This is a genomic window from Nocardiopsis sp. TRM 82005, from assembly GCF_056312425.1.
In genome coordinates this window covers 104,537-126,507 of record NZ_JBWDTQ010000004.1, presented here as the reverse complement: position 1 = coordinate 126,507, position 21,971 = coordinate 104,537, and the positions used below count along the sequence as shown (strand labels likewise).

Here is a 21,971-nt window from a genome sequence, read left to right as displayed (position 1 = left end):
TCGCGGATCCTACTCCTGCACGCCGGCGCTCCTGCGCTTGCGGGTGAGGTAGACGGCCGCGCCACCACCGGCGACGGCGACGGCTCCGGCCGCCACCAGCGCGGTCAGGGCCGTGCCGGTCACGGGAAGGCTGGGAGCGGACTCCTCGTCGTCGTCAGGGGTCCTCCCGTCATCGGCCTTCGGGGACTCGGTCTCCCCGGCGTCGGTCGTCGGCTCGTCCGGACCGGTCGGGTCGGGGGTGGGGGACCCGGTCTGGTCGGGGGACTCGGTCGGGTTGGGGGACTCGGTCCCCTCGTCGCCCGGAGGCGGCGTCTCACCGGGCGTGGGAGTGGACGTGGGCGTGGGAGTCGGCGTGGGGTTGGTCCCCTCGGGGGTGTCCTCGCAGACGACCTCGAAAACCTTCTTCTTGGGGGCGCCGTTCTTGCCCTCGAAGGTCCAGTAGAGCTTGTAGCGGCCGTCGGGGAGGTCGAGGACCTCCGTGCTGCCCTCGCCGTCGTCCAGGGTGAGGGCGCCCTCCAGCTCGGGCTCCTCCGACCAGCCGCCTTTGTCGCTCTTCGGCACGATCTGCCAGGAGACCTCCTGGCCCGCGTCGAAGTTGAAGGCGGCGATCTGGAAGTCGCAGACCTTGGGCTCGTTCTGGTGCTCTTCGTCGGGGGTCGACGGGTCGTGGATCTTCACGGTTCCGTTGTCACCGGAAGCGCCGGGGCTGGCGAACGCCGTGGAGGCACCGCCGAGAGCGGTGCCCATGGCCAGGGAGGCACCGAGCAGGAGACGGGCGCTGAGCGCACCCGTACCAGGTTTGGGGGACAAGGGGGACTCCTGTTGTTAGAGATGCCCGCAGGGACAGAGCGGGCTCACGTTAAAGCGCGAGTCAAACCTATCTTCCTTCCCCGCTCTTCGCACCAGTACACCGGTTACGGATCGCCAAAGAAGTGCCGTCTTCCACCCGCGCCCACCGCCTCCGTCGAGTGCCAGGTCAGGCGGCGGGTCGGGTCAGGCGGCGATGGCCAGGCTCCACACCATCAGGGAGCCGAGGGTCAGGGAGAAGACCACCGACAGGACGAACACCGGCACGTGCAGCCAGCGCCGCCTTCCGGCCTCGGTCGGGGCCCGGCGGAAGTGCCACACGCCGACAGTGATCCCGGCGGCCACCAGGCCCGCGCTCAGCGCCCACAGGACCATCGGGACGGCCAGCCAGTCGCCCCAGCGCTGACCGGCGGCCAGCCAGGCGACGGAGCCCAGTGACAGGGACACGATCCGCAGCCGGTCCAGCAGGTTCCGGGTGATCAGGGTGCCGCGGCGCAGCATGAGGGAGATTAACAGCACGGGCGGAAGCACCACCATCAGGAGAGTCGTCACCAGTTCGAACGCGGTTGTCCGGGCCGGGGCCCCGGGCAGGGGCCCGACGTCGTCCCCGAGGAGTTCGAGGCCGAGGTCGGCCGAGTCCAGTGTGCGGGAGTCGGCCGGGACCACGACCGCGTGTTCGTCGTCGAAGGCCCCCATGGTCGTTCCGCCCAGGGTGCTACCGCTGTGCCCGGTCACCGGACCGTGGCCGGGCAGGTCGATGGCCGCCCAGCCGAGTCCCTGGGCGAAGTCGCCGAACCTGCCCTCGGGGTCGGCGAAGCGTGCGTCGGGGAAGACATCGGCCAGTGCGCGGCCCGGGGAGGCCTCCCCGTTCTCCACCATGTCGGCGGGGGTCATGGCGGTGACCGTCTTGAAGATCGACGCGGTCTCGAAGGGGGCGACGGCGCCGACGGTGAGGGCCGCGGGCCACACCGGCCGGGGTGCGGCTGGAGGGCGGGGCGCCGCCTCCCCCGGGCAGAGGGCCAGAGGCTGTGGACGATGAGTCGGCGGAAGCCATGTCCCCAGGTTGCCGCGGACGGCGCCCCGGCAGAAGTCGCCGCTGTCACCTGTCAGCCGTGAGGATTCGGCGGCTTCGGAATGACAAGTGTCATGCCCGCGTCCGCGCCCCGCCCGGGAGGTACGGACGGGCGGCCTCCCGGGTCCGGGTGCGGCCGCCCGTCGGTCGGCTCAGCCGGTGCCGTGCACGATGCGCTCGGCCATCTCCTCGTTGGGGCGGATCTCACCGGAGAGGATCTGCTCGGTGTAGTGGCAGGCCACCCGGTGGGTACTGCCCTCGGCGGTCCCCCCGACCAGGCGCAGCTCGGGCCGCTCGGTGTCGCACCGCTCCTCCTGCCGCCACGGGCAGCGGGTGTGGAACCGGCACCCCTGTGGCGGGTCGGCGGGTGAGGGCAGGTCGCCCGCGAGCAGGATGCGCTCACGGGTGTCCTCCACCTGCGGGTTCGGAACCGGCACCGCCGACATCAGCGACCGCGTGTACGGGTGCATCGGCGTCTCGTACAGCTCGTCGCTGGAGGCCTCCTCCACCAGTGCGCCCAGATACATCACCCCGACCACGTCACTGACGTGGCGGACCACCGCCAGGTCGTGCGCGATCACCAGGTAGGTCAGCCCCAGCTCGACTTGCAGGCTCTCCAGCAGGTTGAGTACCTGGGCCTGGATCGACACGTCCAGCGCCGACACCGGCTCGTCGCAGATGATCAGGTCCGGCTCCAGTACCAGCGCGCGGGCGATGCCGATGCGCTGACGCTGCCCTCCGGAGAACTCGTGCGGATAGCGGGTGAGCGCCTTCGCCGACAGGCCCACCCTCTCCAGGGCGTCGACCACACGCCTGCGCTGGTCCTCCAGCACCAGGGCGCGCCGCTCCCTGCCCTCCGGCGGCCCCTCACCCTCGGCGGGTCCGCCGATCCCGTGGGTCTGCAACCCCTCCAGGAGGATGGACCCGATGTTCTGCCGGGGGTTGAGGCTGCCCAGCGGGTCCTGGAACACCATCTGTAGATGCTTGCGTTCGCGGCGCATCGACTCGTCGTTCAGCCCGGCCAGGTTCCGGTCGTCGAAGAGCACCTCGCCCTCGGTGATGTCCACCAGCCGCAGTACCGCCCGACCCAGGGTGGTCTTGCCGCAGCCGGACTCCCCCACCAGGCCGTAGGTCTGTCCCCGCTGGATCTCCAGACTCACACCGTCGACCGCACGCACGTGGCCGATGGTGCGGTCGAAGAGCACGCCCTTCCGGAGGGGGAAGTGCACCTTGAGGTCGTTGATCCGCAACAGGCTCATCCCTGCGCCTCCTCGTCTTCGCCGACCGTGGCCGGGCCCTCCAGCGCGGACTGGTCCGCCGTCTCCGCGGGGCGGAGGGGGTTAACGCACCGGTGCACGTGTTCGGCACCGGCCTTCTCGCCGGAACCGGCGCCCGCGCCGCGGTCCTCGGCCCCGGCGGCGGTGCCGGCCGCCACCAGCTCGGGTGGGCCGTGCAGGCACTCCATCGTGTAGTGGTCGCAGCGGGGCGCGAACGCGCACCCCTGCGACCAGGCGATGTTGTCGTTGATCGACCCCCGGATGGGGGCGAGCGGCTCACCGCGCGGAGCGTCCAGCCTGGGGATGGAGCCCAGCAGGCCGACCGTGTAGGGATGGGTGGGGTCGGCGAACAGCGGAGCACGCGGTGCCTTCTCCACCGCCCGGCCCGCGTACAGGACGTTGATGTCGTCGCACAGACCGGCGACCACGCCCAGGTCGTGGGTGATCATCAGCAGGGCGGTGCCCTCCTCCGTGACCAGGTCCCTGAGCAGTTCCAGGATCTGGGCCTGGATGGTGACGTCCAGGGCCGTGGTGGGCTCGTCGGCGATCATCACCCGGGGACGGCAGGCCACCGCCATGGCGATGAGCGCACGCTGGCGCATACCGCCCGACAACTGGTGCGGGTACTCGCGCAACCGCCGTTCGGGGTCGGGGATCCCCACCCGGTGCAGCAACTCCGCGGCCTCCTTGTCCGCGACCCTTCCGCGCAGGCCCCGGTGCCGTCGGAGGATCTCGGTGACCTGGCGGCCGATGGGCACCACGGGGTTGAGGGAGCTGAGCGGGTCCTGGAAGATCATCGCCATCTGTGATCCGCGCAGGTCGCGCATGCGCTTCTGCGACAGCTTCAGCAGATCGACCGGGCCGTCGGGCGACCGCATGACGGCACTGCCGCCGATCTCCACCCCCCGGTCGGGGAGCAGGCCCATGAGGGCGAGCGAGGTGACGCTCTTGCCGCAGCCGGACTCACCGACCAGGCCGGTCACCCTCCCCTCCTCCAGGGTGAAGGACACCCCGTCCACGGCCCGCACCTCGTCGGTGCCGCGTCCGCGAAACGCCACGGACAGCTCGTCCACCGCCAGCAGCGGCGTGCTGGAACTCATGGTCACTTCCTCAGCTTGGGGTCGAGCGCTTCCCGCATCGCCTCACCCAGCAGGGTGAAGCCCAGGGCGGTGACGATGATGGCCAGCGCCGGGTACACGGCCAGCTGCGGTGCGCTGGACAGGAACCTCTGGGCGTCGGCGAGCATGGTCCCCCACTCGGGGAAGGCCGGGTCCGGATTGCCCAGTCCCAGGTAGGACAGGGCCGCGGCGTCGATGATGGCGGTGGCCAGGGTGAGCGTGGACTGCACGATCACCGGGCCGAGCGAGTTCGGCAGGATGTGCACGAGCGCGATCTTGCGCTTGCGCACGCCCAGGGCCCGGGCGGCCAGCACGTAGTCGCGGTTGCCCTGGGAGAGCATCGCCCCGCGCAGGAGGCGGGCGAAGATCGGGATCTGGGCGACGCCGACCGCGATCATGACCGTGGTGAGGCTGGGCCCGACGAGGGCGGCGATGGTGACCGCGAGCAGCAGGGTGGGCAGCGCCAGCATCATGTCGATGACGCGCATGACGACGTTGTCGACCTGGCGCCCCCAGCGCCCGCCCAGGACCGAAGCCGCACCGGCCGAGCCGCCGAGCAGCGCGCCGAGGCCGAATCCGACCAGGGTGGCGACCACACCGACCAGGAGGGTCTGCCGGGCTCCGATCACCATGCGGGAGAACTGGTCGCGGCCGAGGTTGTCCAGGCCGATCCAGTTCTCGGCGCGCGGGCCGACGAACACGTTGCGGTTGGGGAAGACCTCCGCGCCCCAGGCCTGGGACGTGGGGCTGTAGGGGGCGATGACCGGGGAGAACAACGCCACGAACAGGAACACCGCGACGATGACGGCCCCGGTGATGGCCATGGGGCTGCGGCGCATACGGGCGAGCGCGGTACGCCAGACCCCGGCGCCGTGGTCGCCCTCCTCCCTGTCGCCCATGAGTTCGGCGAGCCGGTCGACCCTGGCCGCCTTGCGCCCGAGGAGGGGCGTGCCCTCCTCCGACGCGTCCGTGCGCTCTTGGCCGCCCGCGGTCCCGGACCGGTTCTGGGAGCTCGGTGTCGTTGGCATCACTGGGCCCGCACTCTCGGGTCGAGGAGGCTGTAGGAGACGTCCACCAGCAGGTTGATGAACACGTACATGGTGGCGATGAGCAGGATGAACCCGGTGAGCACCGGGTAGTCGCGCCCCTGGGTGGCGGCATAGATGAACGAGCCGATGCCGGGGAAGGCGAAGACGCTCTCGGTGAGCACCGCCCCGGCGAACAGGCTTCCGGTGAGCAGTCCTACGGCGGTCACCACGGGGAGCATGGCGTTGCGCATCACGTGGCGGGTGCGCACGGTGTTGCGGTGCAGGCCCTTGGCGTTGGCGGTGCGTACGTAGTCCTCGCCGACCACCTCCAGGACGCTGGCACGGGTCATCCGGACGATCACGGCGAGGGGGATCGAGGCCAGGGCGAGCCCTGGCAGGGCCAGGTGGAGCAAAGCGTCCCAGACGACGTCGAACTCCCCGGTTCTGATGCCGTCGAGGACGACGAAGCCGCTGAGGTCGGTGCGGTGCGTGCCGGGTGAGAGCCGAAAGGCCGAGGGGAACAGGCCGAGGTTCTCTGCGAAGACCACCTTCAGGATGAAGGCGAGGAAGAACACCGGCGTGCAGATGCCCAGCAGGGATCCGCCGACGGCGGCGAAGTCCAGCACGGATCCGCGCTTGCGCGCGGCGATGTAGCCGAGGGGGATGCCCACGGCGACCGCCATCAGCATCGCGGTGACGGCCAGTTCGAACGTGGCCGGAAAACGTGTGAGGAACTCCTCGGTGACCGGCCTTCCGGTGTTGAGTGAGGTACCGAGGTCGCCCTGGAGGATGCGGCGCAGGAAGGCCAGGTACTGAACCGTGAGCGGTTCGTCCAGGCCCAGGGACCGCCGCAGTTGGGCGCGCTGTTCGGCCGTCGCGTCGTCGGGGAGGAGGGCGTACTCCGGTCCGCCCGGCAGCCGTTGCAGCCAGACGAACAGCAGGATCGACAGGCCGCCCAGTGTCGGGATCAGCTGGAGGAGACGCCTGACGATGAATCGCAGCACCTTCGCCGCCTTTCGTCAGTGGTGGGAACGATGGACGCGAAGCTTCCCCGCCGAGGTGTGGCGGGAGTTCGAGCGTGTTCTCGGTGAGGTGTGGGCCCGGGCGGCACGCGCTGTCCGCGCCTGTGGCGCGGCCGGTGGGTGTGCCGTCGGGAGGTGGCGCGGCGCCGGGCAGTGCGCGGGCCCGACCGGCCGTTGGGCCGGTCGGGCCCTCACCTCCCCCGGAGGGGAGCGGGTCGGACTACTTCCAGGAGGCCTCGGCGAAGTTCTCCTGGGTCAGCGCACTGACGTTGGGCGGGTTGACGTTCGGGGCGAAGGCGATGGACGGCGGGGAGCTGGAGATGGGCAGCCCCGGCAGGATGTCCATGATCTGGTTGTTCAGGTCCTGGTAGGCGGCGAGCCGCTCCTCCTCGTTCGGGTTGGTGCTCGCCTCCTCCATGGCCGAGAACAGGTCCTCGTCGCGGAAGCCGAACTCGCCGTTGTACCCGGAGAACCAGGTGCCGATGAAGTTGTAGGCGTCGTTGTAGTCGCCGGTCCAGCCGAGCAGGTACAGCGGGCACTCACCGGAGTTGGTCTTCGGGATGTACTCGGTCCACTCGTAGGTGACCGGCTCCGCGGTGACGCCGACCGCTGCCAGGTCCGCGGCGATGACGTCGAAGATGTCGCGCGGCGCGGGCATGTAGGGGCGGGTGACGTCGGTCGGGTAGCAGAACTCCAGGGTCAGGTCCTCCTGGCCGGCGTCGGCCAGCATCTCCTCGGCCAGGTCGGGGTCGTACTCGTAGGTCTGCACGTCCGGGGACCAGCCGTCGAGGGTGTCCGGATGGAACTGCGTCGCGACCTCGCCGCCCTCGGGGAGGATCGTGTCGACGATGCGCTGGCGGTCCACGGCGTGCGCGAGGGCCTGGCGGACCTCCAGGTCCGCGAGGGCCTCCTCAGCCTCCTGCTGGTAGGCCATGTACAGGACGTTGAACACGTCGCGGGTGGGTACCTGGAAATCGGCCTCGGTCAGCGGGTCCACGTCGGCGGGCGCGACCAGGTCGTAGCCGTGGATGTCACCGGCCTCCAGAGCCTGGCGGCGGGCGGTCTCGTCGGGGATGGCGCGCAGGATCATCGTCTCGAAGCCCGCGGGGTCGCCCCAGTAGTCGTCGAAGCGGTCGAGGGTCACCTCGGCCTGGTCGTGGTCCCACTCCCCGACGGTGAAGGGGCCGGTGCCCGCGACCGTTCCGGCTTCCTGGCTGTACTCGGGGAGGGAGTAGTTGCCCTCCTCCCCGGTGATCTCCTGGTCGGCGACGGCCTCCAGGGTGCTGGGGCTCATGATGCCGAACGAGGCGAGGCTGAAACCGCCCGGGAAGATCGAGGAGTACTCGTCGATCGTGATGACCGCGGTCAGTTCGTCCGGGCTCTCACAGGAGACGAAGCGGGGCTCGGGGAGGTCGTCGTTCTCGTTCTCCGCGAAACCGCCGAAGATCGACTGCCAGTAATAGGAGTTGTTCGAGCTCTGGTAACCGCCTGAGAGGTTGTACCAGCGGTCGAAGTTGGCGCAGACCGCTTCGGCGTCGAGCTCGTCACCGTCGTGGAACGTCACGCCCTCACGCAGCTGGAAGGTCCACTCGGTACCGTCCTCGGACTGCTCCCACTCCTCCGCCAGCCCGCCGACGATCTCGGTTCCGCCCGACTCGTGCTCCAGGAGGGTCTCGAAGACCTGTCGGCTGTACCGGAAGGTCTCACCGTCACTGGTGAGGAAGGGATCGAGGGTCTTGATGTCACCTGCGGAGGCGAAGACGAACGGCTCCGAATCGCCGGTACCGCCGTCGTCTCGGGTGCTCTCTGCGCACGCTGTGGCCACAAGCGTGAGCGCCGCCGCCGAGGCCAGGAGGGCCAGCGGCTTTCGGGAAGACTTCGCGAACATGGTCCACCTCAATGTGGGGCCGGTCGGGCCCTGGAACGATTGAGTGGACCCTAGACCTCATCGCGAGCGACTGTGAAGATAGACAACTGGGTATTAATACAACCGTTTCATATCTGTGCCGCGATCCATAGGTGCTTTTTTTCTTACGGCATGTCAAACGAGGTGGCCTTACCACGGAATCCTCTCGGACGACACCCCCGTTGCCTTACACGCAGCACTCCGGACAATAGCGCGGCGTTTTATCCGATCATAGGATGAATAAACGTTTCTGGCGCAGTGTCCGTTTTGGATGCTCCGGATCCGATGTCGCCGGAAGGGATCGTCCGGCCTATGATCTGCGGATGACCACACCCCTTGACGACGCGGCGCTGGCCGCGTTCCTCGAAGGCCAGGAATCCGCCTGGCTGGCCGAACAGCTCATGCTGGTCGCCGACGAGGACCCCATCACCCGGACCCGGCTGACCGCCGCGGCCGGAGCCGAGAGCGCCGTGGACGAGGCGCGCGCCGCCGTCCTCACCGGCGTCGCGGAGCATGTGCCGCGGGAGTCCGCCGAGGACTCCGGCGACGACGCCCTGGACCGGTCCCTGGACCTGCTGGACGACCTTGCCGACTACGGGTTCGAGGAAGAGTCCGCCGACATCGCCGACGAGGCCCGCGAGGTCTACCTCAGCCGCCACGGGGAGGACGGCAGCGAGTGCCTGGCCCGGTTGCACGCCATGGCCGACGGCGAGGAGGACCAGCCGGGACGGGGGCCGGGGGACGGCGCGGAACGCGTCCTCTGATCCCCGGCCCCACAGCCCCGCGATGAAGGCGGCGGCCCCCGTACCAGTGCTGTGGGGCGCCGAAACGGATCCTGGAGGCGCCGACGCGGCGCTGTCAGCCGCACCAGCGGCGGACCTCGGTGCTCCACAGCGCGATGTTCACGACGATGGCGGCGGCCGCCACGAGGAGTCCGGCCACCAGCAGCGGGGTGTCCGCCAGCCGCGCGGCCATGTGCAGCGCGAACAGCGCGAAGCCCAGCGCGACCACGGCTCCGGACTGGGCGGTGCGCCACAGGACGCGGCCGCCGCGGCGCACCGGAACGGCCAGGACCGCGAGGGCGACGCCCAGCAGGACCGCGACGGCCATCAGTGCCCGCAGGTCGTTCGTGAAGCCCTCAGGCAGGCCGGAGGACAGTCGGACCCAGGCCAGGTAGGCGAGCAGGCCGTAGACGGGTACCACGGCGAACATCGCGGCACAGGTCTGCCGCACGTCCGTCGGGGGCCTCACACCGGGTCGGCGCACCGCGACGAGGTCCGCCGTGAAGGCCCGGGCCGAGCCGAGGAACCGGGACGCGGACCGCGCGGCGGACGGCGCAGCGGGCCGTGTGACAGGCTGCGCGGGGGACGAAACGGAATCTTGCATGCCGAACAGGGTTGCGCGCCGGACGTGCCCGTGCAAGTTTCCGCGAACCCGCGTGCGAATGGTGATCTGACGGTGACGTGCCCGGGCGCTCAGTCCCCGGTGCTCGGGACCCGCGCCGACCGTATCCGTCGCTCCACGTACTCCAGGGCCTGCCCGGTGAGCGTCTCGATGTCGCCGCGGATGTCGAACTCCCGGCCCGGTTCGTCGGAACCGAGCGGTTCGAGGGCGTCGAACTGCGACTGCAACAGCGCGGGCGGCATGAAATGGTCCTGGCGGGCGTCGATCCGCTCCCAGATCACTTCGGGGCCGCCGTCCATGTGCAGGAAGTACACCCCGGGCGCGCCCTGGCGCAGGACGTCCCGGTAGTTGCGTTTGAGGGCGGAACACGCCATGACCGTGGATTCGCCGAGGGCGTCGTGCTCGGCGATCCACCCGGCCAGCTTGCGCAGCCACGGCCACCGGTCGTGGTCGGTCAGAGGGATTCCCGCCGCCATCTTCTCGATGTTGTCCTGTGGATGGAAGTCGTCGGCCTCCGCGAAGGGAAGCCCGAGCTGCTTGGCCACACTCTCGGCGACGGTGGTCTTGCCGCTGCCCGAGACGCCCATGAAGACAAAGTGCATGGTTTCTCCGTGTCGTGGTGCCCCTGCGCGACCGCAAGCGCCACCATTAATAGTGATATCAATCAATCCGACTAAGCTTCAGCCCGACCCCCGGCCGGACGCAGCCGGCCCAGGAGCGCGAGGAGAACGATGGGCACTGACCACCGCACGCTGCACAACCGGGTGCTGGCGGTGCTCGGCCCCGCCATCGCCGCAGACGAGTACGCGACCGGTCACACCTTCACCCTCCAGGGTCTCGAACAGGACTTCGGCGTCTCCCGGACCGTCGCGCGCGAGGCCGTCCGCGTCCTGGAATCCATGCGGCTGGTGGTCAGCCGCCCCCGTACCGGTATCCGCGTGCGCCCGCGCAGGGACTGGAGCGTCTTCGATCCCCAGCTGATCCGCTGGCGCCTGGCCGGCCCCCGGCGGATGGAGCAGCTGCGCTCACTCAACGAGCTGCGCGCCGCCGTGGAGCCCGGTGCCGCGGCCCTCGCCGCGGAGCGCGGCGGCACCGAGGAGCGGGCCCAGCTGGTGGTGGTCGCCGACCAGATGGTGCGCACCGGCCGCGCCGGTGATCTGGAGACATTCCTGGAACTGGACATCACCTTCCACCGTCGCATCCTAGAGCTGTCCGGCAACGAGATGTTCGTCGGCCTGGCCCAGGTGGTGGCGGAGGTCCTGGTCGGACGGACCTCCTACCACCTGATGCCGCGCAACCCGCGCCCTGAGGCGCTGCGGCTGCACAAGGCCGTGGCCCAGGCCATCCGGGACGGCCTCCCCGACGTCGCCGAGGCCGCGATGCGCTCCATCGTCACCGAGGTGGCCGTCGCCCTGGAGGACGATCCGAGCGGTGAGCGGAGCGAGGAGCCCGCGTCCTGAGGGGGCGGGCGGCACACCGCCCGCCCCTCGTGTCACAGCACCAGGCTGAAACCGAACGCGAGCCCGAACCCGATGAAGCCGATCAGGGTCTCCATGACGGTCCAGGTCTTGAGCGTGGTCTTGACATCCATACCCAGGAAGCGGCCGACCAGCCAGAACCCGGAGTCGTTGACGTGCGACAGGGCCGTGGCACCGGAGGCGATCGCGATGACGATCAGGGACAGGTCGATCGAGGACAGTCCCGAGGAGTTCTGCACGGCCGGAGCGATGAGCCCGGCCGCCGTGGTGAGGGCGACGGTCGCCGACCCCTGGGCGACGCGCAGCGCGAGCGCGATGACGAAGGCGGCCACGATCACCGGCAGGCCGGTGGACTCCAGGGTGTCGGCCAGGGCGATGCCGATGCCGCTGGCCTGTAGCACACCGCCGAACATGCCGCCCGCGCCGGTGATGAGGATGATGGAGCAGACCGGGCCGAGCGCGCCGCCGACGATCTCCTCGACCCGCTGACGGGCGAAGCGACCGCTGCTGAGCACGATCATCGCGAAGAGCACGGTGATGAGCAGCGCGATCGGGGTCTGGCCGAGCAGCTGGAGGCTCTCCACCCACAGGGCGTCCCCGGGGAGGGCACCGATGGAGACCAGGGTGGTCACGCCGGTGTTGGCGAAGATCAGCAGCATCGGCAGCAGGAGGATGGCCAGGACGGTACCCAGGCGCGGGGGGTTCTCGTGCTTGACGGTGCCGTCGGACATGATGTCCTCGGGGACCGGGAGCTCCCACTTGCGGCCCGACCACAGGCCGAACAGGTAGCTGGCCATGTACCAGGTGGGGATGGCCAGGAGGAGGCCGACGAGCAGCGTCAGGCCCATGTCGGCGCCGATCTCGACGGCGGCGGTGACCGGACCGGGGTGCGGGGGCACGAAGGCGTGCATGACAGCGAAGGCGCCCGCGGTGGGCAGGGCGTACATGAGCACGGATCCGCCGACGCGGCGGGCCACGCTGAAGACGATCGGCAGCATGACGATGAGGCCGGCGTCGAAGAAGATCGGGAAGCCGAAGAGCAGCGAGGTCACACCCAGTGCCAAGGGCGCCCGTTTCTCACCGAAGGCCCTGATCAGCACGCTGGCGAGGACGGCGGCACCACCGGTGATCTCCAACAGGCGGCCGATCATGACCCCGAGGCCCACGAGCAGGGCGACGCTGGCCAGGGTTCCGCCGAAGCCGTCCAGGAGGGTGGGCACCACCCCGGAGACCGGGATGCCGGCCGCGAGTGCGGTCAGGACACTGACCAGGATGAGCGCGACGAACGCGTGCAGTTTGAAGCGGATGATCAGGAACAGCAGGAGGGCGATGGCGCCCGCAGCGATCCCGAGGAGGGGACCCGTTCCGTAGACGGGTTCGAAGTTCTCCACGCTGGAGCCTTCCGTCGGTGTGCGGTGGTGCTGAGCCGTGCCAGGGCACGGACCCGACCTGCTCTGGGGGCAGGCTCCGAGAATGGTAATACCATTTGTGAGGTTATGTGAACGCCCCCGTTCCGTTCTGTTACCCCTGCGAGACCTGCGTCACCGACAGACCCGCCAGTGACCGACTTTCACCGGAGGGGTGATGTGCACCACAGGACTCCACTCGGGGCCTCGCTCCGGATTTCAGCCCGCGGGCACGGGCGACGCCCGCCCCGCCCCCGGGGGGCCGAGACAGGGGAGGCGCCGCGTGGCGAAGCGCCCCCACCTGGCGGAGATGGCGCGAAAACACCCCACGGACGCCCGGACCCTGCGAAGCTGACCTCTCCGGGGCAGGGCTCGCCCGCCCCAGGGCGCAGCTGGCACGCGGGCGGAACCAGCCCGGAACCCACCATTGACAGTATATTGTCGATTTGACAGCATGCTGTCATGATCGAAGACACCAGGCAGACCATCCACCTCGCCGTCTACGACCAGCTCGCCGACTGGGAGATCGGGCACGCCATCGCCACCGTCCGCAGTGGCGACTGGCAGCGCGTCCCCGACCGCTACGACGTGGTGACCGTCGGCCTCACCGGCGCACCCGTCACGACCGCCGGAGGGCTGACCATCCTGCCGGACATCACCCTCCCCCAACTCAAACCCTCGTCCAGCTCCATGCTGATCCTGCCGGGGGCCGACGGCTGGGACACCGACCCCGAGTCCCTCTCCCCCTTCGCCTCGGCCGCGGGGATCTGGCTCGACGCCGGGGTACCGGTCGCCGCCATCTGCGGCGCCACGGCCGGCCTCGCCCGCGAGGGCCTGCTCGACTACCGCGACCACACCAGCGCCGCGCCCGAGTACCTGCTCTCCACCGGCTACGCCGGCACGGGGCGCTACCGATCGGCCCTCGCGGTCGCCGACGGCGGCCTCATCACCGCCGGCCCCACCGCTCCCCTGGAGTTCGCCCGCGAGATCTTCGCCGCCCTGGACCTCTACCCGCCCCGCGTCCTCGACGCCTGGTACCGGCTGCACGCCGAGCACGACCCGGACGCCTACCACGTACTGCTGGAGGGGGCCTGAGGATGGCGCAGTCCGAGGACAGACACTCCGATCTGCTCACCGGGGCCGCGCTCACCGTCTTTCGACTCAACGGCCAGTTCCTGTCAGTGGCCGAGGAGCTGGCCCGCAACGCCGGCCTGACGGCGGCGCGCTGGCAGGTGCTCGGCGCGGTGATCGACGAACCCTTGCCGGTGTCGGCGATCGCGCGCCGCTTCGGCACCACCCGCCAGAGCGTGCAGCGCATCGCCGATCTGCTCGTGGAGCGGGGGTTGGCCGAGTACCGCCCCAACCCCGCGCACAGCCGGGCCAAACTGCTCACCCCCACCGAGCTGGGCGTGTCCGCCCTGCGCCGCATCGACCCCGACCACAGCCGGGTGGCCGAGGCCCTGGTGACCGAGCTCGGGGAGGAGGACGCCGAGCACGCGCTGAAGTCGCTGCGCCTGCTCTCGCAGGCCATGGACCGGATCGGGGGTGGATGAGGCTCGGGCAGTATCGTCTGTGGCGTACCCGGTCCCGTACCCCCGCCCCGTGCGTCGGGGCCCGGTCCCGCCAGGACACGCGCCCCACGAGGAGGAAGCCGCCATGATCGACCTGCGCTCTGACACCGTCACCCGTCCCACCCCGGCCATGCGCGCGGCCATGGCCGGGGCCGAGGTCGGCGACGACGTGTTTGGCGAGGACCCGACCGTGCGGGAGCTGGAGGAGGAGGCCGCCGGGCTGCTGGGCAAGGAGGCCGCGCTGTACGTGCCGTCCGGGCACATGGCCAACCAGCTGGGACTGTACGCGTCCGTCCGCAGCGGCGAGGAGGTGTGGGCGCACGAGCACCACCACCTCATCGGGGACGAGCAGGGTGCCACCGCGGTGCTGGCGCGGGCCCTGCCACGCCTGTACTCGGACGGGACCTTCCCCACCGACGAGCTGCTGACGTCGTGGATCGCCGGCCGGGGCGACGTCCACCGGGCCGAGCCAGCCCTGGTGTGGCTGGAGAACACGTTCACCGGCCGTGTGGTGCCGCTGGCCGAACAGCGGCGTGTGACCGGCTTCGCGCATCGGCACGGGCTGCGCGCGCACCTGGACGGGGCACGGCTGTGGAACGCGGCCGTCTCCCTGGACACCGCTCCCGCCGAGGTCGCGGACGGGTTCGACACCGTGTCGGTGTGCTTCTCCAAGGGCCTGGGCGCCCCGGTGGGCTCGGCCCTGGCCGGGGACGCCGACACGGTGCTGCGGGCCCGGCGCGGGCGCAAACTGCTCGGCGCGGGGATGCGCCAGGCCGGCATCATCGCCGCTGGGGCCTTGTACGCGCTGCGCCACCACCGGGAGCGACTGGCGGAGGACCACGAGCGCGCCTCGGAGCTGGCCCGGCTGGTCACCGAGCTGTCCGGGCTGACCGCGCGGGCGCGGACCAACATGGTGCTGGTCCAGGCCCCGGCCGGCGAGGGTGCCCGTTACGCCGACGCCTTCACACGGCACGGGGTCGCTGCGACGGGCGGCGGCGACACCGTCCGCCTGGTCGTCCACCTGGAGATCACCGACCGCGACATCGATGAGGCCGCGCGGGGCGTGGCCAAGGCCGCCGCCGAGCTGTGACCCCGACCGCCGCACAGGTCAGCGCGGCGGTGGACGGCTAAAATGTACCGATTGCCCGCGCCTCCGGACAGGGTCATGCCGCGCATCACATCGCGTAGTAGCATTCGCGTATGACATTGTCGTACTAGAGAGTGGTAGCACCGCAATGCCGGGAAGAATCCAGTCGATCGAACGCGCTGCGGCCATCCTCCGAATCCTGGCCACCGGCGCCCGGGGGCTGAGCCTGGCGGACATCTCCCGGTCCCTGGAGTTGCCCAAGGGCACCGTCCTCGGCATCCTGCGCACCCTTCAGCACGTCGGCTTCGTCGAGCAGGACCCCGAGTCGGGATGCTACCGGCTGGGCGGGGGCATGCTCAGCCTCGGCACCCGCTACCTGGACGGCAACGAACTCCGCACACGTGCTCTGAACTGGGCGGACGGCCTGGCCTCGCGCAGCGGCGAGAGCGTGCGGATCGGTACGCTGCACAAGCACCAGGTGCTCGTGGTGCACCACGTGTTCCGCCCGGACGCCTCCCAGCAGACGCTCGACGTGGGCGACCTCCTGCCGCTGCACGCCACGGCCATCGGCAAGGTGCTCATGGCCTTCGATCCCCTGGCCGCGCCCGAGGAGGACCCGATCGTCGCCGAGACCGGCGGGGCGGCGGTCCTGACCTCCTTCACCCGGCGCACCGTCACCTCCCCCGCAGCGCTGGAGCGCCAGCTGGACGAGGTACGGGACAACGGCTGGGCCTGGGAGATGGAGGAACTCGTGGACGGCGAAGTGTCCATCGCCGCGCCCATCCGGGACCGGCGCGGCACCACCGTCGGCGCCATCGGTGTGCGCGGCGCGGTCGAACGCCTGCGCGAGGAGGGGGGCAAACCAGACATGGAGCAGGTCTCCTACGTGCGCGACGCCGCCCGGGCCATCTCCCGCGAGCTCGGCGCGACACCGTACTGAGCTCCCACGCGTCCCCGTTCGCCGCCCTTCCGCGCCCCGGCTTCCCGCGCGGCGGCTTCCTTGTGCTCGCCCCTCCCTGGCACCGTTGCTCGACGGGCGGAGTGATCCACGCGACACGATTGCGTCACACGGCCTTGACATGGGCAGGAAAGACGGATGAAACTAACGCCTAATCATGCGTCAATGTCGTACAACGTGCGGGTATAACCCAGTCCGCGTGCGTGCGGCCCTGTCCCGAGCCCTCTCCACCCTGAAGGCGAGCACCCGATGAGTCAGCAGTACGTCGCCGCGATCGACCAGGGCACCACGTCGAGCCGCTGCATCCTCTTCGACCGCGACGGACGTATCGTCTCGGTCGACCAACGCGAGCACAGGCAGATCTTCCCCAAGCCCGGATGGGTCGAACACGACGCCGAGGAGATCTGGGCCAACGTCGAGGTGGTCATCCGGCAGGCCCTCGACAAGAACGACATCACCCCCGAGCAGATCGCCGCCGTCGGCATCACCAACCAGCGCGAGACCACCCTGGTCTGGGACCGCGAGACCGGTGAGCCCGTCCACAACGCCATCGTCTGGCAGGACACCCGAACCGGCGGACTGATCCGCGAGCTCGGCGGCGAGGCCGGGCAGGACCGCTTCCGCGAGAAGTGCGGACTGCCGCTGGCCACCTACTTCTCCGGCCCCAAGCTGCGCTGGCTGCTCGACAACGTCGACGGCCTCCGCGAGCGCGCCGAACGTGACGAGGTCATGTTCGGCACCATGGACACCTGGATCATCTGGAAGCTGACCGGCCGCCACGTCACCGACGTGACCAACGCCAGCCGCACCATGCTGATGAACCTGTCCACCCTGCAATGGGACCAGGAAATCCTGGACGCCATGGGCATCCCCGCGGGCATCCTGCCCGAGATCCGCTCGTCCTCCGAGGTCTACGGCGAGGCCCGCGGCCACCTGGCCGGGACCCCCGTCGCGGCCTCGCTCGGCGACCAGCACGCCGCCCTGTTCGGGCAGACCTGCTTCGACCCCGGCGACGTCAAGGGCACCTACGGCACCGGGACCTTCCTGGTCATGAACACCGGCACCGAGCCGGTGACCTCCGAGAACGGCCTGCTCACCACCCTGGGTTACAAGCTGGGCGACGAACCGGCCGTGTACGCCCTGGAAGGCTCCATCGCCGTCACCGGCTCCCTGGTGCAGTGGCTGCGCGACAACCTGGGCATGATCTCCACCGCACCGGAGATCGAGACGCTCGCCCTCACCGAGGAGGACAACGGCGGCTGCTACATCGTGCCCGCCTTCTCCGGCCTGTTCGCCCCGCACTGGCGCAGCGACGCGCGCGGCGTCATGACGGGCCTGACCGGCTACGTCAACAAGGGCCACATCGCACGCGCCGTCCTGGAGGCGACCGCGTGGCAGACCCGAGAGGTCGTCGACGCGATGAACGCCGACGCGCCGACGGAGCTGACCATGCTGAAGGTGGACGGCGGCATGACCGCCGACAACCTGCTCATGCAGATCCTCTCCGACGTGCTCGGCGCCGAGGTCGTCCGTCCGATGGTCGCCGAGACCACCTGCCTGGGCGCCGCCTACGCCGCCGGGCTGGCGGTGGGCTACTGGCCCGACGTGGAGACCCTGCGCGTCAACTGGCACAAGGCGGCCGAGTGGACGCCGAAGATGGACCAGGACGTCCGCACGCGTGAGTACCACAACTGGAAGAAGGCCGTGCGCCGCACCCTGGACTGGGTCGAGCACGAGGACGCCGAGTAGCACGGGGCACGACAACCCCACCGAACGACCGACTCCCAGGGGCGCCGGCTGCCACCTTCGACCCCTGGGAGCGGCCCGCGGGGCGCCGGACGCGCCCCACCATCCCATCCCTGTGACGGGTGTGTCTGATTATCCCCTCGTGTACCGCTCCGTCGGTCCACCCGGACGGATGAGACCTCCCGTGACCCAGTTCCCCCTCACGGGGCGGAGGTCCCCATGGTGTATCTGGCAGAGTTCATCGGTACGGCAATCCTGACCCTGCTCGGCTGCGGCGTCGTCGCCGGTGTCTCACTCGCACGGTCCAAGGCTCTCGGCGGAGGCTGGATCGTCGTCACCTTCGGCTGGGGTATGGCGGTCGCGATGGCCGTCTACGTCGTCGGCGCCACCAGCGGCGCCCACATCAACCCGGCGGTCACACTCGGCCTGGCCAGCGTCGGCGAGTTCGGCTGGGCACAGGTGCCCGGTTACATGCTGGCCCAGGTGGCCGGCGGGTTCACCGGCGCCGTCCTCGTCTACCTGGTCTACCTTCCGCACTGGAAGGTGACCGACGACCCGCAGACGAAGCTGGGCGTGTTCAGCACCATCCCGGCCGTGCGCAACATGGTCGCCAACTTCATCACCGAGGTCATCGGTACCGCGATGCTGCTCCTTGGTGTGCTGGGCATCGGCGCGAACGCGGGGTTCGTCTCCGTCAACGAGGGCGTCGACCTGAGCGGCCTGTTCGCCAACGGCCTCGCGCCGCTGCTGACCGGTCTGCTGGTGCTCGCGATCGGCCTGTCGCTGGGCGGCCCGACGGGGTACGCCATCAACCCCGCCCGCGACCTGGGCCCGCGCATCGCGCACGCGCTGCTGCCCATCCCTGGCAAGGGCCCGTCCGACTGGGGGTACGCCTGGCTCCCCGTGGTGGCACCGCTGGTGGGCGGTGTGATCGGCGCCTGGATCTGGCGGCTGACCGGGTTCGGGGGCTGATCCGGGCCCGGTCCGGTACCGGCTCCGTGCCCCTTCCCCGGGGTCGGCCTCCCCGGTGGCGTCCCTCCCACAACGCGCCCAGGGCGTCCGGCATGCTCGCCGGGCGCCCTGTCCCGCGTGCGGCCCCGGTGCACCGTGGACGGCCACCGCTCCCGACGGCTCCTGCTGGCGGCGCCCGTACCCGTCACGAGCGGGGGCAGGTCTCCACGTGGGCCTCCTGAAGGTAGTCGAGTGTCTCTCCCGGACGCAGGGCGACCAGGCGGATGTGGTTGACGAGGTTCTGGTAGCGCGCCACCTCGTCGGGCTCCTCCAGGTAGATGCCGTCGGTGGCGGTCTCCAGGTAGACGACCGTGGGGTCGATGGCGGTGGGGAACTCCATGATGACGAAGGGTCCGCCGGAGCCGGGGTTGAGCTTGGTGGCCAGAGTCATCTGGACGGTGACATGGGGACGCCGTGCCATCTCCAGGATGTGCTTGACCTGGGCGTGCTTGGCCTCCGGGAAGTCCTGGAGCCGGAGCAGGGCACCCTCGTCGAAGATCGCGCACAACTCCGGGGGGTCCTCGTCGTCCAGGATGCGCTGCCGGGCCATCCGGGCGTCGGTGACGCGGCGGATGTCCTGGGGGCTGGCCAGGCAGGCCTGCGAGGTGACCCGCATGTACTCGGGTACCTGGAGCAGCCCGGGCAGGACCACCGGCTGCCAGGTGGTGATGGAGCTCGCCTCGGTCTCGAAACCGACGTAGCGGGCCGCGAGCACGTCCCGGTACCGGGTCCACCATCCGCGTTCGAGGGACTGACGGCACAGAGTGAGGATCTCGTCGTGCTCCTGGCCGGGCTCGACCTCACAGGCGTCCAGAATGGCGCGGATCTCGCTGAGCCGGGGACGCTTCTTCACACCCGACTCGATGTTGGAGTAGGTGGACTTGGACAGCCCCGCGGCGGCAGCCGCCTCTTCGCTGGTCTTGCGTGCGGCCAGCCGTACCCGCCGAAGCTCGGCGGAGAGGCGGCGTCGCCGGATGGTGGGTGAGTACCTGGTCGCCATGATGAGGCTCATCGTAAGTCGGAAAACACCCGTTACGCTGGGCAATCCAGCAAATCCGCACTCCGGGTACGGCCCTCCCCGCCGAACCGGTACACCCGGTCACATGATCCTGGAATGCAGCTTTCTGGACCCCGGGTCTCTCCGTCCGCGCACTCGCGCACTCGTGCGGTCAGGCGCCCCGCCTCAGCGGGCCGGCGGAACCGTGAGGGCTCGACACCACACGCAAGTTCCTGAGTTCGACAATGCCGTATTCCACATGCACCATGTGTCCACACGCATCCCCTCCGCGACACCAGAGGACTGACGCCTCTCCCATTTCCCTGGAAGGAGCCCCCAAGGGCGCCGAATCACCCCTCCGCCTTCTCTGGCGTGCGGCATTGTCGTATTATATGGCTGGTACTCGCATGAAACGTGGAGCCCGTTCGGCTACACGCGAGACCCCCGCCATCCCTCCGAACGGACGGAGCACCAGCCATGACCATCAGCACCAGCCCGAACCACACCGCCACCACGCGCTCACGAACCCGGGACGAACTCACCCGGGGAACCTTCGACCTCCTGGTCATCGGCGGCGGCATCCTCGGCACCTCCGTCGCATGGACCGCCACCCAGGCGGGTCTGCGTGTGGCCATGGTCGACGCCGGGGACTTCGCCGGAGCCACTTCCAGCGCCTCCTCCAAGCTGGTGCACGGCGGTCTGCGCTACCTCCAGACGGGCAACGTGCGCCTGGTCGCGGAGAACCACCGGGAGCGCCGTTCCCTGGCTTCGGACGTGGCACCGCACCTGGTCAACCACATGCCGTTCCTGGTCCCCGTCTACTCAGGCGGACCGCACAGCGCGGCGAAGATGGGCGCCGGGGTGTTCCTGTACTCGGCGCTGTCAGCCTTCGGTGACGGCGTGGGCCGTCTGCTCTCACCCGCCCAGGCGCAGCGTCTCGCTCCCGGACTGCGAACCGACGGCCTCAAGTCGGTGGCCGCCTACAGCGACCACCAGATGAACGACAGCCGAATGGCCGTCATGACCGTGCGCGCCGCCGTGGACGCCGGGGCCGTGGTGCTCAACCACGCCGAGGCCGCGGGCCTGCGCACCACCGGGGGCCGGGTCACCGGCGCCGACCTGCGCGACCGCGTCGACGGCCGTGAGTTCGGGGTCGACGCGCGACTGGTCCTCAACGCGACGGGCCCGTGGGTGGACCATCTGCGCCGCATGGAGGACCCGGCCGCCTCCCCCAGCGTCCGGCTGTCCAAGGGCGCCCACCTGGTGCTGCGCACCCCGGAACCGTGGCGGGCCGCGCTGACCATCCCCGTGGACAAGTACCGGGTGTCGTTCGCCATCCCGTGGGAGGGCAGGCTGCTCCTGGGCACCACCGACGAGGAGTACACCGAGGACCCGGCCGACGTCTCGGTACTGCCCAAGGACGTCGAGCAGATCCTGGGGGAGGCGAAGCTGGGCATCGACGCGCCCTACCTGGACGCCTCCCACGTCGACTACTCGTTCGCGGGCCTGCGGGTGCTGCCCGGCGGACCCGGCGGCACCAGTGCGGCCAAGCGGGAGACCGTGGTCAGCCAGGGCCGGGGCGGGATGCTGTCGGTGGCCGGCGGCAAGTGGACGACCTACCGGCACATCGGCCGGGCCGTCCTGGAAGAGCTGCGCCGGGTGCGCGCGGTACCGCTGGCCGAGGACATGGCCGACCCTCTGCGGACGGTGCCGCTGCCCGGCCTGGCCAGTCCGGACGCGGTGGCCCAGCGGCTGATCACCGACCGTGCGCCCGGCACGCGGATGGACCCGCTGGTCTCCCGGCACCTGGCGTCGCACTACGGCAGCCTGGCGATGGACATCGCGGCGCTGGTGCGCGAGAGGCCGGAACTGGGCGAGCGCGTCCACCCCGACGGGCCCGACATCTGGGCGCAGGTGGTCTTCGCCCGCGACCACGAGTGGGCGGTGACCGCGGACGACGTACTGCGCCGCCGCACCACCGTGACCGTGCGCGGTCTGGACACCCCGGAGGTGCGCCGGCGTACCGAGGCCCTGCTGGGGGAGTAGGCCCTCCGCGGGAGGGCGCTGGGGCCGAAGGCTCCCG

General features: G+C 70.3%; 20 protein-coding genes. 9 read left to right on the top strand and 11 right to left on the bottom strand.

Translation table 11 applies throughout. The annotated features are described in order from the left end of the window. Window positions 1–9 precede the first annotated feature (9 nt). The 7 genes from AC0T5L_RS01900 to AC0T5L_RS01870 form a co-directional block, all read right to left on the bottom strand. Entirely contained in the window at window positions 10–810 is an 801-nt protein-coding gene (locus AC0T5L_RS01900) for an LPXTG cell wall anchor domain-containing protein (RefSeq protein WP_476163571.1), read from the bottom strand. A gap of 183 nt (window positions 811–993) precedes the next feature. Next, a complete protein-coding gene (locus AC0T5L_RS01895; RefSeq protein ID WP_476163570.1) occupies window positions 994–1,776 on the bottom strand; it encodes a hypothetical protein in 783 nt (260 codons plus the stop codon). Window positions 1,777–2,031: 255 nt separating this feature from the next. After that, window positions 2,032–3,138 carry an ABC transporter ATP-binding protein gene (locus AC0T5L_RS01890; protein WP_476163569.1) on the bottom strand — a complete coding sequence of 369 codons (1,107 nt, stop codon included), beginning with the start codon at window positions 3,136–3,138 and terminating at the stop codon, window positions 2,032–2,034. Next, a complete protein-coding gene (locus tag AC0T5L_RS01885; protein ID WP_476163568.1) occupies window positions 3,135–4,256 on the bottom strand; it encodes an ABC transporter ATP-binding protein in 1,122 nt (373 codons plus the stop codon). Before AC0T5L_RS01885 ends, AC0T5L_RS01890 begins: the two co-directional genes overlap by 4 nt. Before the next feature lie 2 nt (window positions 4,257–4,258). After that, complete coding sequence (locus AC0T5L_RS01880; RefSeq protein ID WP_476163567.1) at window positions 4,259–5,302, bottom strand: ABC transporter permease; 1,044 nt, start codon at window positions 5,300–5,302, stop codon at window positions 4,259–4,261. Beyond that, entirely contained in the window at window positions 5,302–6,306 is a 1,005-nt protein-coding gene (locus AC0T5L_RS01875; protein WP_476163566.1) for an ABC transporter permease, read from the bottom strand. The genes AC0T5L_RS01880 and AC0T5L_RS01875 overlap by 1 nt, the downstream gene beginning before the upstream one ends. A 238-nt stretch (window positions 6,307–6,544) precedes the next feature. Next, window positions 6,545–8,212 carry an ABC transporter substrate-binding protein gene (locus AC0T5L_RS01870; RefSeq protein WP_476163565.1) on the bottom strand — a complete coding sequence of 556 codons (1,668 nt, stop codon included), beginning with the start codon at window positions 8,210–8,212 and terminating at the stop codon, window positions 6,545–6,547. Window positions 8,213–8,553: 341 nt separating this feature from the next. On the opposite strand from AC0T5L_RS01870, the gene AC0T5L_RS01865 reads away from it, so the two are divergent. Continuing rightward, complete coding sequence (locus AC0T5L_RS01865) at window positions 8,554–8,994, top strand: hypothetical protein (RefSeq protein ID WP_476163564.1); 441 nt, start codon at window positions 8,554–8,556, stop codon at window positions 8,992–8,994. 94 nt (window positions 8,995–9,088) lie between these two features. Here the strand turns inward: AC0T5L_RS01865 and AC0T5L_RS01860 are convergent, their stop codons facing one another. Together AC0T5L_RS01860 and AC0T5L_RS01855 are read right to left on the bottom strand one after the other, a co-directional pair. Then, window positions 9,089–9,616: a hypothetical protein gene (locus AC0T5L_RS01860; RefSeq protein WP_476163563.1), complete on the bottom strand. Its 528-nt coding sequence runs from the start codon at window positions 9,614–9,616 to the stop codon at window positions 9,089–9,091. Between the two features lie 89 nt (window positions 9,617–9,705). Then, window positions 9,706–10,236: a gluconokinase gene (locus AC0T5L_RS01855; RefSeq protein WP_476163562.1), complete on the bottom strand. Its 531-nt coding sequence runs from the start codon at window positions 10,234–10,236 to the stop codon at window positions 9,706–9,708. A 129-nt stretch (window positions 10,237–10,365) separates the two neighbouring features. Here AC0T5L_RS01855 and AC0T5L_RS01850 point away from each other — a divergent pair, with 129 nt between their 5' ends. After that, window positions 10,366–11,094 (top strand): FadR/GntR family transcriptional regulator, encoded by a 729-nt coding sequence (locus AC0T5L_RS01850; protein ID WP_476163561.1) that lies wholly within the window; start codon window positions 10,366–10,368, stop codon window positions 11,092–11,094. Window positions 11,095–11,126: 32 nt separating this feature from the next. Here the strand turns inward: AC0T5L_RS01850 and AC0T5L_RS01845 are convergent, their stop codons facing one another. After that, window positions 11,127–12,503, bottom strand: a complete 1,377-nt coding sequence (locus AC0T5L_RS01845) for a GntP family permease (RefSeq protein WP_476163560.1) — start codon at window positions 12,501–12,503, stop codon at window positions 11,127–11,129. A gap of 477 nt (window positions 12,504–12,980) precedes the next feature. On the opposite strand from AC0T5L_RS01845, the gene AC0T5L_RS01840 reads away from it, so the two are divergent. From AC0T5L_RS01840 to AC0T5L_RS01815, 6 genes are all read left to right on the top strand, one after another. Next, entirely contained in the window at window positions 12,981–13,613 is a 633-nt protein-coding gene (locus tag AC0T5L_RS01840; protein ID WP_476163559.1) for a DJ-1/PfpI family protein, read from the top strand. Between the two features lie 2 nt (window positions 13,614–13,615). Next, on the top strand, window positions 13,616–14,071 hold the full coding sequence (locus AC0T5L_RS01835; RefSeq protein WP_476163558.1) for a MarR family winged helix-turn-helix transcriptional regulator: 456 nt from the start codon (window positions 13,616–13,618) through the stop codon (window positions 14,069–14,071). A gap of 103 nt (window positions 14,072–14,174) precedes the next feature. Beyond that, window positions 14,175–15,179, top strand: a complete 1,005-nt coding sequence (locus AC0T5L_RS01830; RefSeq protein ID WP_476163557.1) for a threonine aldolase family protein — start codon at window positions 14,175–14,177, stop codon at window positions 15,177–15,179. Between the two features lie 145 nt (window positions 15,180–15,324). Then, window positions 15,325–16,116, top strand: coding sequence for an IclR family transcriptional regulator (locus tag AC0T5L_RS01825; RefSeq protein ID WP_476163556.1), 792 nt, complete (start codon window positions 15,325–15,327; stop codon window positions 16,114–16,116). 267 nt (window positions 16,117–16,383) lie between these two features. Continuing rightward, on the top strand, window positions 16,384–17,883 hold the full coding sequence (gene glpK / locus AC0T5L_RS01820; RefSeq protein WP_476163555.1) for a glycerol kinase GlpK: 1,500 nt from the start codon (window positions 16,384–16,386) through the stop codon (window positions 17,881–17,883). Between the two features lie 216 nt (window positions 17,884–18,099). Then, window positions 18,100–18,852, top strand: coding sequence for an MIP/aquaporin family protein (locus AC0T5L_RS01815; protein WP_476163554.1), 753 nt, complete (start codon window positions 18,100–18,102; stop codon window positions 18,850–18,852). A gap of 184 nt (window positions 18,853–19,036) precedes the next feature. Here AC0T5L_RS01815 and AC0T5L_RS01810 read toward each other — a convergent pair whose 3' ends face one another. After that, window positions 19,037–19,903 (bottom strand): helix-turn-helix domain-containing protein, encoded by an 867-nt coding sequence (locus AC0T5L_RS01810; RefSeq protein WP_476163553.1) that lies wholly within the window; start codon window positions 19,901–19,903, stop codon window positions 19,037–19,039. A gap of 462 nt (window positions 19,904–20,365) precedes the next feature. Here AC0T5L_RS01810 and AC0T5L_RS01805 point away from each other — a divergent pair, with 462 nt between their 5' ends. Then, entirely contained in the window at window positions 20,366–21,934 is a 1,569-nt protein-coding gene (locus AC0T5L_RS01805) for a glycerol-3-phosphate dehydrogenase/oxidase (protein WP_476163552.1), read from the top strand. Window positions 21,935–21,971: the final 37 nt, after the last annotated feature.